Origin of the sequence: Bradyrhizobium sp. ORS 285 (genome assembly GCF_900176205.1) — a bacterium.
Lineage (GTDB): Bacteria > Pseudomonadota > Alphaproteobacteria > Rhizobiales > Xanthobacteraceae > Bradyrhizobium.
The window spans coordinates 2,065,481-2,088,232 of sequence record NZ_LT859959.1 but is presented as its reverse complement, the minus strand read 5'-3'; the positions used below and the strand labels follow the sequence as shown (position 1 = coordinate 2,088,232).

16 protein-coding genes are annotated in these 22,752 nt (G+C 67.0%); 5 read left to right on the top strand and 11 right to left on the bottom strand.

Annotated features, from left to right (window positions below; translation table 11 throughout):
* Positions 1–105: 105 nt before the first annotated feature.
* Positions 106–570 (top strand): thioesterase family protein, encoded by a 465-nt coding sequence (locus BRAD285_RS09430; protein WP_006609838.1) that lies wholly within the window; start codon positions 106–108, stop codon positions 568–570.
* Positions 571–625: 55 nt separating this feature from the next.
* Here BRAD285_RS09430 and BRAD285_RS09425 read toward each other — a convergent pair whose 3' ends face one another.
* A complete protein-coding gene (locus BRAD285_RS09425; protein ID WP_006609837.1) occupies positions 626–946 on the bottom strand; it encodes a 2Fe-2S iron-sulfur cluster-binding protein in 321 nt (106 codons plus the stop codon).
* An 83-nt stretch (positions 947–1,029) separates the two neighbouring features.
* A complete protein-coding gene (locus BRAD285_RS09420; protein WP_035644747.1) occupies positions 1,030–1,404 on the bottom strand; it encodes an Hpt domain-containing protein in 375 nt (124 codons plus the stop codon).
* 384 nt (positions 1,405–1,788) lie between these two features.
* Here BRAD285_RS09420 and BRAD285_RS09415 point away from each other — a divergent pair, with 384 nt between their 5' ends.
* Complete coding sequence (locus BRAD285_RS09415) at positions 1,789–7,545, top strand: hypothetical protein (RefSeq protein WP_006609835.1); 5,757 nt, start codon at positions 1,789–1,791, stop codon at positions 7,543–7,545.
* A 320-nt stretch (positions 7,546–7,865) separates the two neighbouring features.
* On the opposite strand, the gene BRAD285_RS09410 is transcribed toward BRAD285_RS09415, so the two are convergent.
* The 3 genes from BRAD285_RS09410 to BRAD285_RS09400 form a co-directional block, all read right to left on the bottom strand.
* The gene (locus tag BRAD285_RS09410) at positions 7,866–8,738 is read right to left on the bottom strand and encodes an MlaD family protein (protein ID WP_006609834.1); all 873 of its coding nucleotides are present in this window, start codon (positions 8,736–8,738) and stop codon (positions 7,866–7,868) included.
* A gap of 153 nt (positions 8,739–8,891) precedes the next feature.
* Positions 8,892–9,662, bottom strand: a complete 771-nt coding sequence (locus BRAD285_RS09405) for an ABC transporter ATP-binding protein (RefSeq protein ID WP_006609833.1) — start codon at positions 9,660–9,662, stop codon at positions 8,892–8,894.
* 6 nt (positions 9,663–9,668) lie between these two features.
* Positions 9,669–10,802, bottom strand: a complete 1,134-nt coding sequence (locus BRAD285_RS09400; protein WP_006609832.1) for an ABC transporter permease — start codon at positions 10,800–10,802, stop codon at positions 9,669–9,671.
* Between the two features lie 158 nt (positions 10,803–10,960).
* On the opposite strand from BRAD285_RS09400, the gene dgcA reads away from it, so the two are divergent.
* Positions 10,961–11,956, top strand: coding sequence for an N-acetyl-D-Glu racemase DgcA (gene dgcA / locus BRAD285_RS09395; protein ID WP_006609831.1), 996 nt, complete (start codon positions 10,961–10,963; stop codon positions 11,954–11,956).
* Here dgcA and BRAD285_RS09390 read toward each other — a convergent pair.
* The gene (locus BRAD285_RS09390) at positions 11,926–13,125 is read right to left on the bottom strand and encodes an MFS transporter (RefSeq protein ID WP_006609830.1); all 1,200 of its coding nucleotides are present in this window, start codon (positions 13,123–13,125) and stop codon (positions 11,926–11,928) included. The two genes, dgcA and BRAD285_RS09390, sit on opposite strands and share 31 nt — an antisense overlap.
* A gap of 75 nt (positions 13,126–13,200) precedes the next feature.
* Between BRAD285_RS09390 and BRAD285_RS09385 the strand changes: the two genes are divergently transcribed.
* Together BRAD285_RS09385 and BRAD285_RS09380 are read left to right on the top strand one after the other, a co-directional pair.
* Positions 13,201–14,796 carry a hypothetical protein gene (locus BRAD285_RS09385; RefSeq protein ID WP_050886740.1) on the top strand — a complete coding sequence of 532 codons (1,596 nt, stop codon included), beginning with the start codon at positions 13,201–13,203 and terminating at the stop codon, positions 14,794–14,796.
* Positions 14,797–14,936: 140 nt separating this feature from the next.
* Positions 14,937–16,676 (top strand): caspase family protein, encoded by a 1,740-nt coding sequence (locus BRAD285_RS09380; RefSeq protein WP_006609828.1) that lies wholly within the window; start codon positions 14,937–14,939, stop codon positions 16,674–16,676.
* Between the two features lie 10 nt (positions 16,677–16,686).
* On the opposite strand, the gene BRAD285_RS09375 is transcribed toward BRAD285_RS09380, so the two are convergent.
* The 5 genes from BRAD285_RS09375 to BRAD285_RS09355 all read right to left on the bottom strand — a co-directional run bounded on the left by BRAD285_RS09375 (position 16,687) and on the right by BRAD285_RS09355 (position 22,695).
* Entirely contained in the window at positions 16,687–17,676 is a 990-nt protein-coding gene (locus BRAD285_RS09375) for a threonine/serine dehydratase (protein WP_006609827.1), read from the bottom strand.
* A 47-nt stretch (positions 17,677–17,723) separates the two neighbouring features.
* Positions 17,724–18,536, bottom strand: a complete 813-nt coding sequence (locus BRAD285_RS09370) for a UDP-2,3-diacylglucosamine diphosphatase (protein WP_035644744.1) — start codon at positions 18,534–18,536, stop codon at positions 17,724–17,726.
* 191 nt (positions 18,537–18,727) lie between these two features.
* The gene (gene pyk / locus BRAD285_RS09365; protein WP_006609825.1) at positions 18,728–20,146 is read right to left on the bottom strand and encodes a pyruvate kinase; all 1,419 of its coding nucleotides are present in this window, start codon (positions 20,144–20,146) and stop codon (positions 18,728–18,730) included.
* A gap of 157 nt (positions 20,147–20,303) precedes the next feature.
* Positions 20,304–21,377 carry a tartrate dehydrogenase gene (locus tag BRAD285_RS09360; RefSeq protein WP_006609824.1) on the bottom strand — a complete coding sequence of 358 codons (1,074 nt, stop codon included), beginning with the start codon at positions 21,375–21,377 and terminating at the stop codon, positions 20,304–20,306.
* A 22-nt stretch (positions 21,378–21,399) separates the two neighbouring features.
* The gene (locus tag BRAD285_RS09355) at positions 21,400–22,695 is read right to left on the bottom strand and encodes an MFS transporter (RefSeq protein WP_035644741.1); all 1,296 of its coding nucleotides are present in this window, start codon (positions 22,693–22,695) and stop codon (positions 21,400–21,402) included.
* Between the last annotated feature and the right edge of the window lie 57 nt (positions 22,696–22,752).

Here is a 22,752-nt window from a genome sequence, read left to right as displayed (position 1 = left end):
GGCCGTCGCAGGGAAGGCACAAAAGCCGGCCCTCCGTGGCGCCGTCGCTTGCGCCGGTCAGCCTAGCGAGGTTTGAAGAGGGTCTGGAATGATGGAGATCAACCGGTGACAGAGACGGCCCGCCCCGACCATGCGCCTCGGCTCGAGGACTTTCCCTACCGCCTCGCGGACAATGTCCGCTTCGGCGATCTCGATCCGAACCAGCACGTCAACAACGCGGTCTATGCGACCTATTTCGAGACGGGACGGGTGACCTTGATGAAGGACCCGCGGCATGGCCTGCTGCAGGAGGGGCTCGCCTGGATCATGGTGCGGCTCGACATGCATTTCCGCGCCGAGCTGCGCTGGCCGGGTACGATCGAGCTTGGTCTGGGCGTGGTGAAGCTGGGGCGAACGTCGGTGACCTGTGAGCAGGTCGTGTTCTCGGACGGGCGCTGCGTGGCCTCGGCCACCGCCGTGATGGTGCTGATCGACGAGGTGACGCGCAAGCCGGCGCCGCTGACGCCGTATCTGATCAGGCAGCTGCAGCCGTGGGCTCGCCGGGGCGTATCGATCGCGCCCCCGGCCTGAGGCCGGGCGGCGGCTATTGGGAGGTGCCGTGAGACGAGATCCCGAAAGCGGGAAATCAGGCCTGACGCTCGGGCGTCGAGACGACGAGGCCGTCGAGCTCGTCGGAGACCTTGATCTGGCACGACAGGCGCGAATTCGGCCGGACGTCGTAGCCGAAATCCAGCATGTCCTCTTCCATCGGGGTCGGCGGGCCGACCTTCTCACGCCAGGCTTCGTCGACATAGACATGGCAGGTCGCGCAGGCACAGGCGCCGCCACATTCGGCCTCGATGCCCGGAATGGCGTTGCGGATCGCCGCTTCCATCACGGTCGCGCCGTTCTCGATGTCAACGGTTCGGGATTCGCCGGTGTGGTCGACAAAGGTGATCTTGGCCATGTGTGCTCGTGCTGCGCAGGGAATGAGGTCGGGCTGTCCTATAACGGACCGCCCTGCTCCGCGCTAGTGCCGTGGACGGCCCCTCAGGCCGCGCCGAGCATGTCCGAAATGGCCGCGCGCGCCTGCGCCACGGCGGTGGCGAGCCAGGCCAGCGCGTCGGCCGGATCGCCGGCCTGCAACGCGGTCTCCAGGCCCTCGGCGGCGTCGGCGACGTCGAGCGCTCCGATCGCACGGGCGGAGCCCTTGAGCGTGTGGGCGACGGTCGCCGCATCCTCAGGCATCACCTGCAGCCGCTCCAGCAGGCGGACGGCCTGGGTGGAGAACATTTCGAGCACTTCGCGCTCGAGCGCGCTGTCGCCGAGGGTCATCCGCCTGAGAAGGTCGAGGCTGATCGGCCCGTCATCGGGCACCAGCGGTGGCGAGGGCATCCATTCGATCCGTGACAGGTCGGGAATCATGGCGGCTATCCGGTCCGATGGGCACGCACCGCGCGCCCCTGTGGTAACCCAAGCACGACAATGGTTAATGTATCGTTACCGGCCCATTGCCGCGGGTTTGCCGCGATTTGGGCCCGGCTCCGTCCCAATCGCGGCGGAAACGGGAATTCGCAGAACTTCAAAAGGTTAACGGCGGCTGCTGTTAACGATGATTAAGAATCTCTTAACCACGGCCATTTCTTTCAACAGGCACAGCCAATAGGATGATCCCCGGATGGAGTGGGTCACCCGGCGGAATTTGCCACCCCTGGTGCCTGCGAGGGATGACGTCCGGTTCGAGCGCGGCGAGGGGGTACTCGTACGCGGCTTGCCGGAACGAAATTAAGACGAGGGCTCGGACTCAACATGGCGAACACCCCCAAAAAGGTCAAAGACCCGACTGAAGTTGCGCTGTCCGCCATTCAGGAGGCTTTGAACATCAGCGACACGTCCGCGCCCGCGGAGACCCAGGGCCCGGTCCGCGCTGACGGGGCTCCGCCGGTGATGCCGACCGGCGGATCCACTTTCGATTCGTTCGACACCCGTCCGGGAGTCGACAACCGCAGCCTGGACGAGATCGAGCCGCCGCCGCTCGCCAAGCGACGCCCGGCCAATGACGACCGCGAGACCATCGGCCAGCTGCTGCAGGCGATCCAGAAGGGCCGCCCGTCGCGTGGGGTCTATACGCTCGCGACCGCCTTTGCCGGCATCTGGATCGTCGGCTGCGTGCTGCTCACGATCGGCTTTCTGCCGTCGCTGCAGGCGCTGATCGGCCAGAGCGGCGGCGCACTCGTGCTCGCCGGCCTTGCCGCCGTGTTCTTTGCGCCGGTGCTGCTGTTCTATTTCCTGGCGAGCCTCGCCTGGCGCGGCCAGGAGCTGCGCATGATCGCGCAGTCGATGGCGCAGGTCGCCATCCGCTTCTCGGAGCCGGAGGGCGCGGTCAGCGATTCCATCGTCACCGTCGGCCAGGCGATCCGCCGCGAGGTCGCGGCGATGGGCGACGGCGTTGAGCGCGCGATCGCGCGCGCCGGCGAGCTGGAGATGCTGGTCGCCAACGAGGTCGCCGCGCTCGAGCGCGCCTACAGCGACAACGAGGTCCGCATCCGCGCTTTGCTCCAGGACATCGCCCATCAGCGCGACAACCTGGTCGGTCAGGCCGAGCAGGTCCGCAGCGCGATTTCGGGCGTGCAGATCGACCTCCGTCACGACATCGCGCTGATCTCGGATGCGATCGCCTCGCGCGTCGACGAGGTCGCCAAGAGCATCACCGGTGCGCTGGAAGAGCGCGGTGCCCACATCACTGCGGCGCTCAGCAATGCCGGCGACAACATGATCCTCGCGCTCGGCGAGCGCGGCGGCGACCTGCTGGACCGGCTCGAGGAGGCCAGCGCCGAGACCACCCGCGCCGTGCTCGACGCCTCCGAGCGGCTGACGACCAGCCTGAACTTCAAGACCGGCCACGTCCATGACGAGTTCGCCGATCTGTCCGACCGCGTCCACGAGATGCTCAACGAGCGCATCGATCGCATCACTAACGAGTTCGAGCAGCGCACGGCCGCGATCGTCGACGGCATCTCGGTTCGCACCGAGCAGGTCCACGATTCCCTCAAGGCGTCCGGTGAGTCGCTGCTGCTCGAGCTCGAGCTGCGCAGCGGCGACCTCGTCACCAAAATCGATGAGGCGAGCCAGCGCCTGTCCGGCCACATCGTCACGTCGGGCGAAAAGGCGAGCGAGTCGCTCGATGCCACTGTGAACTCGCTGGTCGCCAAGGTCGTCAGCCAGACCGAGAGCACGCACGACACGCTGTCGATTCAGATCAGCGCCTTCGATGAGCTGGTGAAGAACCAGGGCACCGAGCTCGCCGAGCGCTTCGCACGCGACAGCTCGACCCTGGGCGCGCTGATCACCCGGCACATCACCGAGTTCGACCGCACCGTGAAGACCTATGGCGGCGAGATCGTCGAGCGCATGGGGCAGCGGACCCAGGAGATCTCCGACAATCTCAAGAGCTATGTCGACACCTTCGACACCCGCCTGTCGTCCAACAGCGGCGAGATCACGGCAACGCTGGACCAGCGGCTCGGCCAGTTCGAGACCAACCTGCAGGCCAGCATCACCACGTTCGATTCCTCGCTGGATTCGAAGATCAAGTCGTTCGACGACACCGTCGGCGGCCGCCTGAAGACCCTGGAAGAAAGCTTCGACAGCCGCACGACCTCGGTCACCTCGACGATCGAGGGCCGGCTCGGCACGTTGTCGAACTCGCTGACCGATGGCGCAGCCCAGGTGCTGCACGCGATCGACTCGCGCCTGACCGTGCTGACGTCGTCGCTGACCGAGGGCTCGGCGCAGGCGATCCAGTCGATCGATTCCCGCCTCAACATCCTCACCTCCTCGCTCACCGACGGCACCGACAAGGCGCTGGAGGCGATCGATGCGCGCATCGTCAGCCTGTCGAACATCATCGACGGCCGCAGCTTCGAGCTGACCGAAGCCGTCACTGCCCGCTTCCAGGACATCCACCAGGGCATCGAGACGCGCGTCGGTTCGATCGCCACCGAGATCGATCACCGTGTCTCGCAGTTCGAGGACCTGCTCGGCTCGCGCGTCGAGGCCGTTGCCGGCCGCATCGAGAGCAGCGGCCGCCAGGCCAGCGACGAGCTGATGACCCGCGCCGAGCTGCTGTCGGCCAGCATCAAGTCGCATGTCGAGGACGCCGAGCGCTCGCTGACCAACCTCGTGGTCAACACCAGCGAGACCATCCAGACCGGCGCCCGCACGGCCCAGCAGGCGCTGCTCACCGTCTCGACCGACGTTGGCTCGCAGCTGAAGACCACCTCCGCCGAGGTCGAGCGCGCTCTGACCGAGGCCGGCAACACGGCGGCCAGTTCGATCCTGTCCAGCGCACGCGAGGCTCAGACCACCCTCGTCACCGCCTCGGGCGACACCGCCGAGCAGATCAAGTCGCTGTCGGCAGACGTCGAGCGCACGCTGACGGCGGCCGGCTCGACCACCGCCGCCACCATCCTGGCCGGCGCGCGCGAGGTGCAGAACACCCTGGTGTCGGCCTCCTCCGATGCCGCCACCCACGTCAAGTCGCTCGCCACCGATGTCGAGCAGGCGCTGACGGCGGCCGGCTCGGCCACCGCAGCCTCGATCCTGGCCGGCGCGCGCGAGGTCCAGAACACCCTGGTGTCGGCTTCGTCCAACGCGGCCGACCACGTGAAGTCGCTCGCGGCCGACGTGCAGCGCTCGCTCACGTCAGCCGGCACCGAGACCGCCGAGACGATCACGGCTGGCGCCCGCGAAGCCCAGAGCGCCATGCTCGCGGCCTCGCACGAGGCGGCCGAGCAGGTGAAGGCGCTGACCGTCGACGTGCAGCGCTCGCTGTCGATCGCCGGAACGACCACTGCCGAAGCCATCACGGGCGGTGCCCGCGAGGCGCAGACCACCCTGATCAGCGCGTCCTCGGAAGCGGCCAACCACGTGAAGTCGCTCGCCGCCGACGTGGAGCGCACGCTCGCGGCCGTCGGCACCAGCACTGCTGCGACGATCGTCGACAGCGCACGCGACGTGCAGTCCAAGCTCGTGAGCGCCTCGACCGAAGCCGCCGACCACGTCAAGTCGCTGGCGATCGACGTCGAGCGGACGCTGGCTGCGGTCGGCACCACCACGGCCACCGTCATCATCGACAGCGCCCGTGAGGTGCAGTCCAAGCTGATCTCGAGCTCGACCGAGGCGGCCGAGCACGTCAAGTCGCTCGCGGTCGACGTCGAGCGGACGCTGTCGTCGGTCGGCGCCGACACCGCCACCTCGATCCTGAACAGCGCACGCCAGGCGCAGATGTCGCTGACCGCGACCTCGGCAGACACGGCGGCGACGCTGGTCGGCAGCGCGCGCGAAGCCCAGACGCTGCTGACCACCACCACGACCGAGTCGGTCGCGGTGATCGTCGGCGGTGCGCGCGAGGCTCAGAGCGTGCTGACGGCGACCTCCACCGACACCGCGGGCCAGCTCAAGGCGATCTCCTCGGAGATCGAGCGCTCGATCAACACGGTCGCAGCCAACACCACGGATGCGATCCAGAGCAGCGCGCTCAATGCGCAGAGCGCACTCGTGGCCGCCTCCAACGAGGTCTCCACGCGCGTCAAGTCGACCTCGACCGAGATCGAGCGCTCCGTGCTCGCTGCCGGCAATTCGTTCGGCTCGGCAATGACCGGCAAGACCGACGAGATCGTCACCTATGTGCAGCAGCAGACCGAGCGGCTGTCGCAGTTCCTCGACGGCAAGCGCGGCACGCTGGTCGAGACGCTCAACTCCAAGACCAATCAGCTCACGATCGAGATCGATCGCGTCACCACCGAGGCGCTGAAGCAGATCGAGGTGCGCGGCCAGACCTTCGCCCACACCGTCAACGGCAACGGCTCCGAGGTCGCCCGCACCATCACCTCGGCCGGCGAGATGGCGACGACGGCGATCACCAAGTCGCTGAAGGATCTCGAGCAGGCCTCGCGTGCGGCGATCGAGCAGTCGCGCCAAGTCTCGGTGGCGGCCGTCACCGAGATGCAGGAGACCAGCAAGATCCTGCGCACCGACACCGTCGCTTTGTTCGAGCGTCTGCGCGAAGGCAACATCCTGCTGCAGGAGGTGCTGACCGGAGCGCACGACAACCTCAACTCGCTCGAGCGTGCGCTGGTCGCCCGCGTGGCCGATTTCGTCACCGCGATGAACGACGTCACCTCGCGCAACGGCACGGCGACGCAGACCCTCGAGGATCAGCTCAACGTCTTCAACTCCAAGACGTCGCGTGCCCTGGAGGATCTCAACTCGCTGTCGAGCCAGTTCGACGCCCACGGCAAGGCCCTGATCGAGGCTGCGGCCATCGTCGAGCAGAGCAACCGCGACGCGACCGTGTCGATCTCGGACCGCAAGACGACGCTGGAATCGCTGGTCACCACCATCGACCTGCGCACCGCCGATCTCGACCAGCGCCTGACGCGCTTCACCACCCTGCTCGACGAGTCGCTCGCGGCCGCCGAGGAGCGGGCGCGCGACATCGCACGCGTCGTGGCGGAGACCGCCGGCGCCGGCTCGACCGCGCTCAGCCGGCAGTTCGAGGCCATCCGCGCCAATGCCGAGGAGGAGCGTCGCCTCACCACCTCGCAGATGCAGGAGATCTACCAGCAGAGCACGCAGGAAGCCGATGCGATGTTCAAGCAATCGGCGGAGAAGTTCGCGACGCTGGTCTCGAGCATGAAGCAGATGACGGCCGAGATGCAGCGCGAGCTCGACGCGACCCGCAACGAGCTGCGCCGCGGCGTGCTGGAGATGCCGCAGGAGGCGGCCGAGAGCACGGCCCAGATGCGCAAGGTCATCGTCGACCAGATCGAGGCGCTGGCCGAGCTCAACCGCATCGTCGCCCATCACGGCCGTGGCCTCGACGTCGTCAGCGCCTCGCGTCCGGTTGCCGCGCCGGCCGCCGTCATCCGTCAGGAAGAGCCGGTCGTGCCGGTGGTCGCAGCCGCAGCCGTCGGCGGCCGTGCCGACATGCGCCTGCGCGAATCCGCGGCGACCAGCGTCACCAACCTGCCGCCGCCGGATCTCGGCATGCAGCCCCCCGCCCCGCCGCCGCAGCCGCGCCGGGTCGAGGCGCCACCGATGGGCCCGGTCGCCGACCAGCGCAGCGACAACTGGCTGTCGGACCTGCTCAACCGCGCCGACAGCAGCGCCGCCGGTCAGCCGCAGGCCCCGGCTCCGCGTGGCCGCGGCCCGGCGCAGCAGCCCGGCAATCCGCTGGAATCGCTCTCGCTCGACATCGCCCGTCTGATGGACCGCACGCTCGCCGCCGAGATGTGGGACCGCTACCAGCGCGGCGAGACCAAGGCGTTCTCCAAGCGCCTCTACACGCCCGCCGGCCAGAAGGCGTTCGACGAGGTCGCCCGCAAGTACCGCGCCGACCGCACCTTCAAGCAGACGGTCGACCGCTACATCACCGAGTTCGAGCGGCTGCTCGACGAGGTCGCCCGCGACGACCGCAACCCGCAGGCGCTGCGCGCGCAGCTCACCTCGGAGACCGGCCTCGTCTACACCCTCCTCGCCCACGCCGCCGGCCGGCTGGCGTGATGGGAGAGACGAAGAACGAGTAGCGGATGGCGAGCAGCCGACCAGCAATCGACAAACAAACGGAGGCCGTGAGGCCTCCGTTTCGCTTTTTGGGGTGCAATGAGCGCTTCTTCGGCTTTTGCCCGCGTCAGCCCGACGCCCGCGCTGACTCCCGGCAATACTAAGAGATGGCCACTTAGTCCCGCGCTCAGGCCCGCGCAGCATGCGGACGACGATAGACGTCAGAGCGGAAAAACTGCGCCGAGCCGACAGCCGTCGGGCTCGGTGCAGCAAAGCTCACGTCCTACTCGCTACTCCCCCGCCCGCTATTCGCCAGCGCCTCAGCGCCGCCCGCTGGTGGACGGTGCGGGGGCCGGCTGCGAGGCCTGGGCGTTGCTCGGGCTGGAATTGCTGGCGCCGAACAGGACGCGGGTCGGGTTGCGGTCGAAATTGTTCACCGCACGGCTGATGTCGGACAAGGTTCGCCGTCCGTCGGCCATCAGCGCGCCGGAGCGCTTGTCCAGGTCCTCGGCGAGCTCGCGGATCGACTTCACCGTCAGGAACAGCTCGCCGCCGTCCTTGCCGCCGGCCAGCGTATTGAGGCCGAGCATCAAGGTGTCCGCCTTGCCCATGATGCCGTCGACGCGGCTCATGACGCCATCGATCCGCTCGGAGTTGCGGGCCAGCGACTGGGTGAAGACCTCAAGGTTCTTGATCGAGCTCTTTACGGCGTCCTGGTTGTCAGCCACCACCTTGTTGATGTTCTGCAAGGTGGCGCGGATCGCCTCGGTGACATCCTGAAGCCGGGTCGGTTCGGCGCGCAGCACCGGCACGCCGTCCTCGTCGAGCGGTGCCGGCGGCGCAGCCTCCTCGCCGCCCTTGAGCGAAATTGCGGCCACGCCGGTGAGGCCCTGGAACTCGAGGCCCACGAGCGTGTCCTTGCGGATCGGCGCGTTGTTCTCGACCATCGCCAGCGCCACCACGCGGCGCGGATTGTCGAGCTTCACCGAGATGACCTCGCCGACGCGGATACCGTTGAAATTGACGCTTCCGCCGTTGCGCAAGCCCGCGGCCGGTCCCTCGAACACCACACGCAGCGGGCTGCGCTGCTTGGTCGTGTGCAGGCTCTGGAACCACAGGACGAACCCGACCGCCGCGGCAAGCACGGCCAGCGTGAACGATCCGATCAGGACGTAATTCGCCCGCGTTTCCATTACCAACTCCGGTACCGGCACGTCGCGGCAGAGATCCCAGCCGCCGCTTCCGTGCGCTCTCGGTTGGCGCCGGACTGCGGCACCCACCCCATCACCTTAGTCGCGGAAGTCCCCACTCCCGCTCACAAATATTCGTCTCTGGGGCGCTCGATGCTACCCCATCACGGCGCGTGCACGCTTGCCGTGAAAATACTGCCGCAGCCACGGATGCTCCGAGGCCTGCATGTCGGCCATCGACCCCGCGGCAATGATCTTGCCGTTGCCGAGCACGGCGATGCGGTCGCAGGCCGTGTACAGGCTGTCGAGATCATGGGTTACCATGAAAACCGTCAGCCCCAAAGTCCGCTGCAAGGTGCGCACCAGCTCGTCGAAATCGCCGGCGCCGATCGGGTCGAGCCCCGAGGTCGGCTCGTCGAGAAACACCAGCTCCGGATCGAGCGCCAGCGCCCGCGCCAAGGCGACGCGCTTGATCATGCCGCCGGACAATTCGCTCGGGAAACGATCCGCAACATCCGGCCGCAATCCGACCATCACCAGCTTTGCGACCATGATCTCGTCGAGCAGCCGCTGCGAGACCTTGAGATACTCCCGCACCGGGAACTGGATGTTCTGCCGCACCGTCAGCGAGGAGAACAACGCGCCCTGCTGGAACAGCACGCCCCAGCGCCGCTCGACGGCACGACGGCCGGCGCGATCGGCGGCATCGAGATCGACCCCGAACACCTCGATGTTTCCCGACAGCTTCGGCACGAGGCCGATGATGGTGCGCGTCAGCACCGACTTGCCGGCGCCGGACGGACCGACGAAGCCGAGGATCTCGCCACGCTTGACGTCGAGATCGAGCCCGTCGAGCACGCGCGTCTTGCCGAACTGCACGGTGACGTCGCGCACGCGGATGATCGGATCGGACACCTCCTGCGCCATCTCAGCTCACATCCCGACCGCGGCGAAGAAGATCGCGAACACGCCGTCCATGACGATCACGAAGAAGATGCCCTTCACGACCGACGAGGTGGTGTGCCGCCCGAGCGACTCGGCGCTGCCCTGCACCGCCAGGCCCTCGACGCAGGCGACGATGCCGATCACGGCGGCCATCACCGGCGCCTTCAGGAGTCCGACGGTGAAATGGTCGATCGAGATCGCATCGCGCAGCCGCAGCAGGAACGCCTCGGGATCGACGCCGCCATAGAACCACGCTACCAGTCCGCCGCCGTAAAGTGCGGCGATGTCGCCGAGGAAGGCGAGGATCGGCAGCGCGATGACCAGCGCCAGCATGCGCGGCAGGATCAGCACCTCGATCGGATCGAAGCCCATGGTCCTGAGCGCGTCGATCTCCTCGCGCATCTTCATCGAGCCGAGCTCGGCGGTGTAGGCGCTACCCGAGCGGCCGGCGATCATGATCGCGACCAGGAGCACGCCGATCTCACGCAGCACCAGCACGCCGAGCATGTCGACGACGAAGATGTCGGCGCCGAACCTGCGGAAATGGAAGATGCCCTGCTGGGCGATGATGCAGCCGATCAGGAAGGTGATGAGGACGACGATCGGCACCGCGCGCCAGCACACCTGCTCGAGATGGTGGATGGTCGAGGTCAGGCGAAAGCTGCGCGGATGAATGAAGACGCGGCCGCTCGCGACGATCACGGCGCCTAGCATGTCGATCAGCGCCGCGACCGTACCGACGATGCCGGCGACGCTGCGGCCGATCTGCCCGAGCATGCCGGTGATGGTCACGTTGGCGGCATCGTCGCCAGGCGCGAGGCTGACGCGTCGGACTTCATCCACCAGGCTCGCGTAGTTGGCCGACAAGCCGTCGATCCGGGCCTCAACGGTTCCCATCGTGAAGCTGCGGCGCAACCGCTCGATCAGCCAGGCCCCGAACGTATCGAGCTTGGAGACCTGCGACACATCGATCGAGACATCGACCTTCTTGCCGGCGAGCTTCTCGGCCTCGGCCACCAGCCGCTCGAGCGACGGCGCAAACGGCGCGGTCCAGGCGCCGGTCGCACGCAGCGACAGCGCGTTGCCCTCACCGCTACGCTGCAGATCGGGGCCGCCCTTCACGACGACCATCCTCGGAACGGACGTTGTCCGCTCCTTGACGAGAAAAATCCCACCGCGTCGCCACCACCTTGCCGGAGACCCCCATCAACAGCCATAGTCGCTCCCATCGCGCAAGTCCCCAGCGTCTCATTCCAGCTCACAAATCGCCAGACTTTCAAATGACTTCTACCAGCTTTCCAATACTGGACGCCCAGATCGGCCACTGGCCGATCTCAGGCAGCTTCACGATCAGCCGCGGCGCCAAGACCGAAGCGGTGACGGTGATCGCGGAGCTGCGACAAGGTGACATCGTTGGTCGCGGCGAATGCGTGCCTTATCCACGCTATGGCGAAACGCCCGAGGGGGCGCTGAACGCCCTGCTCGCGATGCGCGACGCGATAGCCTCCGGCCTCGATCGCGAGGCGCTGCAGACGGCGATGCCGCCGGGCGCAGCGCGCAATGCGCTGGATTGCGCGCTGCTCGACTTGGAGGCCAAGCGCAGCGGCCGGCGCATCTGGGACCTGCTCGGACGGCGGGCGCCTGCGCCCTGCGTGACCGCCTACACGATCTCGCTCGCCGCGCCTGAGGTCATGGCCAAGGCCGCAGCCAAGGCGGCGCATCGCCCCCTGCTCAAGGTCAAGCTCGGCGGTGACGGCGATCCGGCGCGCATCGCAGCCGTACGTGCGGCCGCGCCACAGTCGCAACTCATCGTCGACGCCAACGAGTCCTGGACCGAGGCCAATCTCGAAGCCAATCTCGCCGCATGCGCTGAGGCTGGCGTCACGCTGGTCGAGCAGCCGCTCCCCGCCGGAAAGGACGAGGCGCTTGGCAACATGGCCCGTCCGCTGCCCGTGTGCGCCGATGAGAGCGTGCACGACCGCAACTCGCTCGATGGCCTGCGCGGACGCTATGACGCCGTCAACATCAAGCTCGACAAGACCGGCGGCTTGACCGAGGCGCTCGCGATGGCCGATGCCGCCCGCGCGCTTGGCTTCGACATCATGGTCGGATGCATGGTCGGGACGTCGCTGTCCATGGCGCCGGCGATGCTGCTGACGCCGCTGGCCCGCTATGTCGACCTCGACGGCCCGCTGCTATTGGCCGAGGACTGCGCGCACGGGCTGTACTACGAGGACAGCCTGGTCTATCCGCCCGACGCCGCCTTGTGGGGCTGAAGCGACAGGCGCGCGCGGCCGAGCCACATCAGCGTGCCGCCGGCTGCGGCCATCGCGGCCATCGCGTAGTACACGCCCGGGCCATAGGCCGCATAGAGCGGCCCCGACAGGATCGACGCCGCCGAGCCGACCACGCCGCTGGCGGCGGAGTAATAGCCCTGCCCGCGCGCCGTCAGATACGCCGGCACCTCGCGGACCAGCAGCCCCATCGTGCCGACCAGCGTCAGTCCGAAGGTGAAGCCATGGCTGATCTGGACCGCCGCAAGACCCATCGCATGCGGCTCCTGCGCCGTCAGGGTCCAGCGCAGCACGGCCGCGATGGCGCCGATCACGACCAGGATGACTGGCGAGAGCGTGAACCGCGGCGACAGCGCGAAGATGATGATCTCCGCGAGCACGCCCATCGTCCACAGCCAGGCAATGGTGAGCCCGCTGAGACCCTGCGCTTTCCACTCGATGGCGGAGAACGTGTAGTATGCAGCGTGGCTGCCCTGGATCAGTGCTGAGGCTGCGATGATACACAGGAAGCGCGGACTGCCCAGCAGGCTCCGGCCGTCCCGAGCGGGCCCCGTGCTGCGCGGCAAAGGCGGCAGCGGCTGGAGCAGCAGGCCGCTCGCCGCCCCGCACAACGCCACCGAAAGGATGATCCAGATCAGCTCGGACGACGGGACGATGTCGGCCAAGCCGCCGCACAGCAACGTGCCGACGATGAACGCCGCCGATCCCCACAGCCGCAGGCGGCCGTACTTCAGGCCATGGCTCATGACGCCGCGCAATGCGTAGGCATCGGTCAGCGGCACCACGGGTGTCCACAGGCTGCAGAGCCCGACATAGACCAGAAAGACGAGCCAGGGCTGATGTTGACCGGCGAGAACGGCAAAGCCGGACGCGGTTGCGAGCGTCGTCAGACGCAACGCGCCCCGCAACGCCTGCCGGCGCTCGGCGAGCGCGGTGATCAGCGGCAGGACGGTGAAGCGCGTGACGGCAGGAACCGCGATGATGACGCCGATCCAGGAGGCGTCCAGTCCGATGGCCCGTAGCCACACGGGGAAAAACGGCAGATGCGTCCCCGACAGCGCGAACACCGCGCCATAGAACAGCCCCAACCGCCGCGCGAACTGGCGCGCCAATACCGGCGATGTGGCGGAGATTTGTCGGGACAGTGGCATCAATTCAATTGCGATTCGATCAATATCATGGTGATCGTTATGCCAACGCGCAGCAATTTGCGCGATGGGTTTGCCATGGTCGATGAAGTCTTCGCCCTCTCGCCGATATCCGCCCGCGCGGCACAGCCGAACGAGGCCGATTACGAGGCGATCCGCGACGCCTTCATGGAGACGTCGCGTGGCCGCTGGTTCCTGGGCGAATACGCCAAGCGCAACCGCAATGCCGACACCAGCATGGTGCTCGACGCGGTGGCGCGCATCGAGCATGCGCTGGCCTCGCAGCGTCAGCAGCAGCAGGAGCTCGAGCAGGCCGACAGCCAGGCGTTGCCTGAAGCGCTGGCGGCGATCCGCGCTGCGGTCGAGGATGCGGCTCTCGCCGCAGCCTCTGCGGTCGACAAGATGGCCCTCGAGCAAAACCTCGCGCCGGTGCGCAAGGGCACCCGGATCATCAAGGAGATCTCCTGGCGCTGGCGCGAGATCGGGGCCGACTCCCGAATTTGCGACCTGATCGATTCCCAGGTCACCTCGATCGAGTCCGCCTGCGAGCAGCTGGCCAGCGCTGATCCGAAGATCGCGTTGCTGGCGGCGTTCGACATCATCAAGACGCGGCTCAAGGAGCTGGACGAGCGGCAGGCCGCCGCCGCGCCTGAAGCCGATGCGGTCGCGCCCGTCGCCGAGACGGCTGCGCCGATTGAGACCGTTGCGACGGCTCCGGTGGCGGAGCCCCCGGCGGCAGCGGAACCAGAGGCACTCCGGACACCGGAGCCGGATCGGGCCGAGGCCACTCAAGCGGTCCCTGCTGTCACCACCCCGCTCGTCGCCGCCGTGGCCGCCATCGAGGCGATCGAGGCCTCGTCGGCTGAAGCCGCAGTGCTCGTGGCAAGCGTCACTGTCGAAGCTTCCACGGAAGACGCAAGCGCCGCAGCCGCTGCTGTGGCCGCCGTCTCCGTGGCGCCGCCCGCAATGCTCGCGGAGCCTTCTATCGCCGAGGCGCTGGTTGAGATCGAGCAGCAGGCCACGACCGAGCTGGACGATGCGGCAGCGGCGCAGGCCCAGGACGAAGCCATCCTGGAGCTGGTTGCGGCCGAGATGGGCGCGCCCGATCCGATCGAGGACGAGGAGTTCAGCCGGGCCCGGACGCTCGGTTTCGACATCGAGGAGCCCACGTCAGTCGATGACGACATCGTCGCCAGCTTCCGCGAACCGGAGCCAGCCGCGCCTGAGCCTGCTCAACCGGAGCCTGCTGAACCTGAGCTCGCGCTGACGACGGCCGAGGCACCGGCCGCGGAGACGATTGCAGCTCCGATCGCTCCGCCCGTGGAAGCTCCCCCGATGGCGCCGGCTCCAACGCCCAGCGCACCACCGCCTGCCGCACCGCTTTCGGAAGCGATCACGGTCGAGACCCTGGCGGCCATCGCGGCAGCCGTGGCTGCTCCGCCCCCAGCGCCGCCTGTGCGAGTCGAAGCCGCACCCAGTCAGCAGCTTCATGCGATCGCCGCCGCGGCTCCGGCCCCGACTGCTTCTGCGATGCCGAGGCCGACCTACGAGCCGTCCTTAGGATCGACCCTGCTCTCGAACGGCCTCCTGCAGCGTCCGCAGGCACCAGCCAACGATCCGCTGTCGCCGATCCGGCGCATGACCCAGCCCGAGAAGATCGCGTTCTTCTCCTGACGGACGTCCTGCCGGACCACGCACGTCCTCTACTCCGCGGGCCTGCTCCCGAGGTGACGCGCATCACGTACATCCGCGGATGATGCGCCTAAGCGTGTTCCTCAAGCCATTCGCTTTGCGCATGCTCGAGGAGAACGCCCGTGTCCGTTCCGCTATTCCGCGCCGACAGATCCACCTGGAAGGTCCTGCTCACCTCGGCGATCCTGGCCGTCATGGCTGCGGTCGGCGCCGGCCCCAGCAGGGCTGCCAGCAGCGACGTCGACAATCTGCAGACGCCACCGCGCGCGCTGGCTGCGCCGTCGGCTTCCACGATGAAGAACGCGCCTGCCGCCACGCTTCAGGGGCCAGAGCCGCGCGTCGCGCTCGTGATCGGCAATTCGAGCTACCAGAATGCGCCTGTGCTGGAGAACCCGGACAACGACGCCCATGCCGTGGCGAAACTGCTGAACTCCGCCGGCTTCGAGGTGATCACGGCAACCGACCTCACGCAGAACGAGATGCTCAAGGTCGTGCAGGATTTTTCGAGCCGCGTCTCGGCGCATGGGCCGAACGCCGTGGCGATGGTGTACTATGCAGGCCACGGCGTTCAGCTCGCGGGCGAGAACTACCTCATCCCGATCGATGCACGCATCTCTGCTCCCTCCGATCTCACGAGCGGCACGATCCGCCTCGTCGACCTCATGGCCACGCTCGATGCCATTCCGAGCCGGATGCGGATCGTCGTGCTCGATGCCTGCCGCAACAATCCGTTCCCGGCCATCAACGATGCCGGCCGCGGATTGGCCATCGTCGATGCTCCGAACGGATCCATCGTCGGCTATTCGACCTCGCCCGGCGAGGAGGCGCTCGACGGACGCGGCGAGCACAGCCCTTATGCTCAAGCCTTTCTCAACCTCGCACGACAACCGAACCTGCCGATCGAGCAGCTGTTCAAGCGCATTCGTCTTCAGGTCAACCAATCGACCGACGGACGGCAGACGCCGTGGGAAAGCTCATCGCTCACCAACGACTTCACCTTCTTCGGCGATTCCCTGGTTGCTGCCGCACGCCCGCCAGAGAAAGCGCCGGTGGTCCAGATGGCCGCCGACCTGCCCAGCCGCTCCGTGCGGCAGGCCTATGATTACGTGCTGTCGGAGAATCGCCCGCAATATTATCGCGAGTTCGTCGAGATGTACCCGCGCGATCCGCTGGCCGACCGCATCCGCGCGCTGCTCGCCGGTTTGGTGCAGGCGGCGGCGTGGCATCAGACAGTGCTGGCGAACTCGCCGGCGGCCTATCAGAGCTTCCGCGACTCCTATGGCGACAGCCCCTATGCGCCGGTCGCGCTGCGGCTGCAGGTCCAGCCGCGGCCGATCCCGGTGCTGCAGCCGAGCCGGCTGATGATGCCGCAGCAAATGGCCCCGATCGCACGTCCGTTCAATCCCGGCGCTCAGATCCAGGGCCAGCCCGGCCCGCTGCCGAAGCTGCCGGCCAACACCCTGCCGCCGCGTCAGCCGCTGCCGCCGACCGTCGTCACCAAGGATGCGGGCCTCAACAACGGAGGCCCCAACAAGGTCGTGGACACCCGGCCAGTCGCGCAGAACAAGATGCGCGACCAGATCGTACCGCCGGTGACCCCGCCTCCGGCTGCGAAGATCCAGCGCGATCCGCTGAAGCGCAATCCCGGCCGCCCATTCGAGACCCGCGAAGCGCGACGGCCGTTCCCCGGCAATTCCGGGCCGTTCAAGCCGAACGTCAATGGCCAGCATCCGTCGACGGCGCGTGGCCCGGGGCCGATGCAGGGCCGGCCCATGATGCGCCCTGGGACGCCGCAGGTCGCGCAGTCCGGACCGCGGATGGGCGGCGGCGGATTTGCAAAGAGCGGCATCGGCTTTCGCTAAGGCCTGAATGTCAGGCGATCAGCTTGGCAAACAGATCGGCATCGACATTGCCGCCGGAGAGTACGATCACCACCGTCTTGCCCGCGACATCGAGCCGGCCGGCCAGCAGGGCCGCGAGTCCGACCGAGCCGCCGGGCTCGACGACGAGCTTCAGCTCCCGGAAGGCAAAACCGACGGCGCGGCCGACCTCCTCATCCGAAGCCTCGACCGCAGCCGACAGCAGCCGGCTGTTGATGGCGAAGGTGATCTCACCGGGAATCGCCGCCATCAGCGCATCGCAGATGGTGCGCCCCTTGGCCTCGTGCGCCTCGCGCTGGCCGGCGCGCAGCGAGCGCGCGTGGTCGTCGAAGCCCCTGGGCTCCGCCACCACCATCTGCGTACTCGGAAAACGCGCCTTGACCGCTGTCGACACGCCCGCGAGCAGGCCACCGCCGGAGGCCGGCACGATCACGGTATCGGGCGAGAGGCCAAGTGCGGACAGGTCCTCAGCGATCTCGCGACCGACGGTGCCCTGCCCGGCGATCACGTAGGGATCATCATAAGGCGGCACCACCGTCGAGCCGCGCTTGCTGGCGATGTCGCGGGCGATCGCCTCGCGGTCCTCGCGGTCGCGATCATACAGCACGACGTCCGCGCCGAACGCCTTGGTGCGCTCGCGCTTGGCGACTGGCGCATCCAACGGCATCACGATCGTCGCGTGCATGCCGAGCAGCGTCGCGGCATGGGCGACGCCCTGCGCGTGATTGCCCGAAGAGAAGGCGACGACGCCCTTGGCGCGATCCGCTTCCGGGATCGACGCCAGCTTGTTGTAGGCGCCGCGGAACTTGAAGGAGCCGGTCCGCTGCAGCACCTCCGGCTTCACGAACACGTTCGCCTTGAACTGATCGCTGAGCACGGGAGCCGGCAGCAGCGGGGTCCGCACCGCGACGGGCGCGAGCACGCGCGCCGCCGCATCAATGTCGGCGGCGGTTACGGGGAGGATCGGAGCATGAGCTGTCATGCTCCAATTTTACCGCGCCCGCTCGCCGAGGCGCAAGGGAGCCGATGTCAGGCCGCGCGAGCGGCCAGCTGCGGAACCGGGGCCGGCTGCCGCTGCGGATCGGTCCAGGTCAGGATCTCGAACCGGCCGTCCTCGTGCTCGACCAGCGCCGTGCAGCTCTCGACCCAGTCGCCGCAATTCATGTAGCGGATGCCATCCTGGTCACGGATCACGGCGCAATGGATGTGGCCGCAGATCACGCCGTCGGCGCCATGCCGCCGCGCCTCGGCGGCAAGCGCCGTCTCGAACGCGCCGATGTAGTTCACCGCGTTCTTGACCTTCTGCTTGGCCCATTGTGACAGCGACCAATAGGGCACGCCGAACATGCGGCGGAAGAAGTTGACCAAGCGATTCATCTGGATCGCGAAGTCATACGCCTTGTCGCCGAGATGGGCGAGCCAGCGGGCGTTCTGGACGACGAGATCGAAGATGTCGCCGTGAATGATGAGATAGCGCTTTCCGTCGGTGCCGGTGTGGACGATGTTCTCGACGACGTCGATGCCGCCGAAATGCGTGCCGTAATAGCCGCGCAGGAACTCGTCGTGATTGCCGGGCACGTAGACGATCTTGGCGCCCTTGCGCGCCTTGCGCAGCATCTTCTGCACGAGATCGTTGTGCGACTGCGGCCAGTGCCAGCTCGATTTCAGCGCCCAGCCGTCGATGATGTCGCCGACCAGATAGATCGTATCGGCATCGTGGTGGCGCAGGAAATCGACCAGGAGATTGGCCTGCGAGCCGCGGGCTCCGAGATGAACGTCGGAGATGAACAACGTGCGAAAGCGCTTGGTCGGGCTTTCTTCACCGGCAGTCTCGAGTCCCATGCGCGCCCACCTAACAGTCCCTGATGACACGGCGATGACGAACGCCGCACCGGCAGAACCCATCCTGCCGGATCGCGACTGACACCGTTCGCATGACGACTCACGATGTCTTCATCACTGCCCCGCGATACCAGCGGGGTGCGACAATCAGGCGACAAGCGGGCGGCGCGCACAGGGAATTCGGCTGCCTCCTATCTGGGCACGGTGACGACGCGCAGATTGTTGGTGGTGCCGGCCTGCGCGAACGGAATGCCGGCGACGACGACGAGCAGATCACCCTTGTCGGCGAATTCCTCCTGCACGGCAAAGAACGTCGCGCGCTCGACCATCTCCTCGTAGCTCTGCACGTCCTGCGACAGCACGCTGTGCGCGCCCCACAACAGGCACATCCGCCGCGAGGTGTCCTCGTTCGGCGTGATCGCGAGGATCGGCAGGCTCGGTCGCTTGCGCGCGACGCGCGACGCCGAGGTGCCGCTCGACGTGTAGGCCACGATCGCCTTGGCGTGAATCGCGGAGGCGAGGTCGGCTGCCGCGGTGGCGACCGCATGCGGCGGTGTCTGCTCTTCGTCGGGCTGCGTCGCCTGGATGATCGAGCCGTACATCTTGTGCTTCTCGGTCGCCTTGATGATGCTGTCCATCATCGCGACTGCCTCACGCGGATATTGCCCGCTGGCCGATTCCGCCGACAGCATCACCGCGTCGGCGCCGTCATAGATCGCGGTCGCGACGTCGGAGACCTCGGCGCGCGTCGGCGTCGGCGTCGCCACCATCGAGTCCAGCATCTGCGTCGCCACGATCACCGGCTTCACCGCGAGCCGGCAGGCGCGCACCAGCTCCTTCTGCTTGCCCGGCACGTCCTCATTCGGGATTTCTACACCGAGATCGCCGCGCGCCACCATGATCGCATCCGACAGCTGGATGATGTCGTCGATGCGATCGAGCGCGGCCGGCTTCTCGATCTTGGACATGATGCCGGCGCGGCCGTTGATCAGACCCCTCGCCTCCAGCACGTCGGACGGTTTCTGCACGAAAGACAGCGCCACCCAGTCGACGCCGAGCTCGAGGCCGAACGCGAGATCGGAGCGATCCTTCGCCGTCAGCGGCGACAGCTCCAGAATCGTGCCCGGCAGATTGACGCCCTTGTGATTGGAGATCGCGCCGCTGACGATCACCTTGGCCTCGATCCAGTCGTCGCCAAGACCGATGACACGCACGCGCACGCGGCCGTCGTCGATCAGAAGATCGTGACCGGGCGCGACCGCCGCAAAGATCTCCGGATGCGGCAACGGAATCGACGTCTTATCGCCTTCGGTCCCATTCAACACAAATCGGATCGTTTCGCCGGCTTCGACCTGGATCTTCTTGTCGCGCAGGGTGCCGACACGAATTTTCGGGCCCTGCAGATCCATCAGAATGCCGATCGGCCGCTGCACCTCTTTCTCGAGCGCGCGGATCGCGGCGTGGACTTTGGCGTGATCGGCCTGCGTGCCGTGGCTGAAATTAAGACGGAACGTATCGACACCAGCGAGGAACAACCCCTTCAGCATGTCAGGTGAATTGCTGGCGGGGCCGACGGTCGCGACGATCTTGGCTCGACGGTGACGACGCATGATGTGTCCTTTCTCCCCAACCCTCTTATCGCATCTCTATGACGCGCATGCCCTGGAGCATGCGTGGACGCAGCGGAAGCGGCTGATATACCGCCCACGGCGCCCATTGCAAGCGCAACCCCGAACACGCCGAGATTGTACGGGGCAAAGGCACGCGTCAGACATTCGAGCCATGGATCGCGTCGATGACGGCGTCCGTCACCTCCTTGGTGGTCGCCTTGCCGCCCACATCCGGCGTGAGAATGCCGGCTGCACACACCTTCTCCACCGCCGCCATCAGCCTGATGGCCGCGTCGGTCTCGCCGAGATGCTCGAGCATCTGCGCGCCCGTCCAGAACGTCGCGACGGGATTGGCGATGCCCTTCCCGGTGATGTCGAACGCCGAGCCGTGGATCGGCTCGAACATCGACGGGAAGCGCCGCTCCGGATCGATGTTGCCGGTCGGCGCGACGCCGAGGCTGCCGGCGAGCGCGCCGGCGAGATCGGACAGGATGTCGGCGTGCAGGTTGGTCGCGACGATGGTGTCGAGGCTCTTCGGCTGCAGGGTCATGCGCACCGTCATCGCATCGACCAGCATCTTGTCCCAGGTCACGTCGGGGAATTCGCTGGAGACCTCGGCGGCGATCTCGTCCCACATCACCATGCCATGGCGCTGCGCGTTCGACTTGGTGACGACGGTCAAGAACTTGCGCGGCCGCGACTGCGCGAGTTTGAAGGCGTAGCGCATGATGCGGGTGACGCCGACGCGGGTGAAGACGGCGACTTCGGTGCCGACCTCCTCGGGCAGGCCGCGATGGGCACGGCCGCCCATCCCGGCATATTCGCCTTCGGAGTTCTCGCGCACGATCACCCAGTCGAGATCGCCGACGCCGACATTGCGCAGCGGCGAGGCCACTCCGGGGAGGATCTTGGTCGGGCGCACATTGGCGTATTGATCGAAGCCTTGGCAGATCGGCAGCCGCAGGCCCCATAGCGTGATGTGGTCGGGTACGTCAGGCGCGCCGACCGCGCCGAAATAGATCGCATCGAACTTTTTCAGTTCAGCGAGACCGTCGGCCGGCATCATCACGCCGTGCTTCTTGTAGTAGTCCGAGCCCCAGTCGAAGGTCTTGACGTTGAAGCTGATGTCACCGGCTCGCTTGGCCAGCGCCTCCAGGACTTGGACCCCGGCGGAGATGACCTCGGGACCGATGCCGTCGGCGGGGATGGCGGCGATGGAATGGGTGCGCATGAAAAGAGCTCCGTGTGAGGGGTCAGGACTGCGTGGCCGCTGCGGCCTTCGCATGTTGTGATCGCGCGAGCAACAAGGTCAGCAGCGCCGAGACCACCAGCAGGCCGGCGACGAAATAGAGGCCGCCTTCGAAGCTGCCGGTCTGGTCCTTGATCCAGCCGATCATGGCCGGGCCAACGAAGCCGCCAAGATTGCCGATCGAGTTGATGGTGGCGATCCCAGCCGCGGCGGCCGAACCGGACAGGAACATGGTCGGCATGCTCCACAGCGGCGGCTTCGAGGAGGAGATGCCGACATTGACGAGCGTGAGCGCGGCGAGCACTGCGGCGACGCCTGTCGACACCCCCGCCAACCAAAGGCCAACGGCCGCAAGCACGCAAGCCAGCACGACGTGCCAGGTCCGCTCGGCTGTCCGGTCGGAATGCCGCGCCCAGAGGATCATGACGACGACCGCGATCGTTGGCGGAACCGCATTCAGGAAGCCGACGGCGAGCGACGACAGGCCGAACTGCTTGATGATCTGGGGCGCCCAGACGCCGAGCGTGTAGAGGCCGGCGGATGTGCCGAAATAGACCAGCGCGAGCGCCAGTACGCGGATGTCGGTGAGGCCGCGCCAGACACCGTGGCTGGCGGTGGACGCCTTGCTCGCGCGCTCCGTGTTCATGGTCCGCACCAGCCAGTCGCGCTCGTCGTCGGGGAGCCAGCGGGCCTGCTCCGGGCGGTCGGTCATGTAGCCGAGCACGACGAAGCCGAGCAGCACCGCCGGGATTGCCTCGATCAGGAACAGCCACTGCCAACCCTTGAAGCCAAAAATGCCGTCCATCTCCAGCAGCGCGCCCGACACCGGCGATCCCAGGACGGTCGACAGCGGCGCGGCCGCCATGAACAGAGCGGTCACGGCGGCGCGCTGCCGCGCGGGGAACCAGTAGGACAGATAGAGAATGATGCCTGGAAAGAACCCTGCTTCCGCCGCACCGAGCAGGAAACGCAGCACGTAGAAGCTCATCGGACCCTGGACGAAGGCTATCGCGCCCGACACAAGTCCCCAGGTGATCATCACCCGCGCGATCCAGATCCGCGCGCCGAACTTCTCGAGCGCGAGGTTGGAGGGAACCTCGAACAGGAAATAGCCCCAGAAGAAGATGCCGGCGCCGAAGCCATAGGCCGAGGCCGACAGGCCGATATCCTTGTTCATGGTCAACGCCGCGAAGCCGACATTCACGCGATCGATAAAGGCTACGAAGTAGAGCAGCATGATGAAGGGGACGATGCGGATCGTGATCTTGCGCAGCACGCGCGCTTCCAAGTCCCCGGCCATCGTCACCTCCCACCACGCGTCTTTTCATTGTCCGAGGACGGTAGGCGGCTTGAGGGG

Excerpts from the sequence above, each read along its gene's own strand:
- BRAD285_RS09370 (WP_035644744.1), bottom strand. The coding sequence starts at position 18,536 with ATGGGACTCGAGACTGCCGGTGAAGAAAGCCCGACCAAGCGCTTTCGC.
- pyk (WP_006609825.1), bottom strand. The coding sequence starts at position 20,146 with ATGCGTCGTCACCGTCGAGCCAAGATCGTCGCGACCGTCGGCCCCGCC.
- BRAD285_RS09415 (WP_006609835.1), top strand. The coding sequence starts at position 1,789 with ATGGCGAACACCCCCAAAAAGGTCAAAGACCCGACTGAAGTTGCGCTG.
- BRAD285_RS09405 (WP_006609833.1), bottom strand. The coding sequence starts at position 9,662 with ATGGCGCAGGAGGTGTCCGATCCGATCATCCGCGTGCGCGACGTCACC.
- BRAD285_RS09355 (WP_035644741.1), bottom strand. The coding sequence starts at position 22,695 with ATGGCCGGGGACTTGGAAGCGCGCGTGCTGCGCAAGATCACGATCCGC.
- dgcA (WP_006609831.1), top strand. The coding sequence starts at position 10,961 with ATGACTTCTACCAGCTTTCCAATACTGGACGCCCAGATCGGCCACTGG.
- BRAD285_RS09390 (WP_006609830.1), bottom strand. The coding sequence starts at position 13,125 with ATGCCACTGTCCCGACAAATCTCCGCCACATCGCCGGTATTGGCGCGC.
- BRAD285_RS09410 (WP_006609834.1), bottom strand. The coding sequence starts at position 8,738 with ATGGAAACGCGGGCGAATTACGTCCTGATCGGATCGTTCACGCTGGCC.
- BRAD285_RS09385 (WP_050886740.1), top strand. The coding sequence starts at position 13,201 with ATGGTCGATGAAGTCTTCGCCCTCTCGCCGATATCCGCCCGCGCGGCA.
- BRAD285_RS09360 (WP_006609824.1), bottom strand. The coding sequence starts at position 21,377 with ATGCGCACCCATTCCATCGCCGCCATCCCCGCCGACGGCATCGGTCCC.
- BRAD285_RS09425 (WP_006609837.1), bottom strand. The coding sequence starts at position 946 with ATGGCCAAGATCACCTTTGTCGACCACACCGGCGAATCCCGAACCGTT.
- BRAD285_RS09375 (WP_006609827.1), bottom strand. The coding sequence starts at position 17,676 with ATGACAGCTCATGCTCCGATCCTCCCCGTAACCGCCGCCGACATTGAT.
- BRAD285_RS09420 (WP_035644747.1), bottom strand. The coding sequence starts at position 1,404 with ATGATTCCCGACCTGTCACGGATCGAATGGATGCCCTCGCCACCGCTG.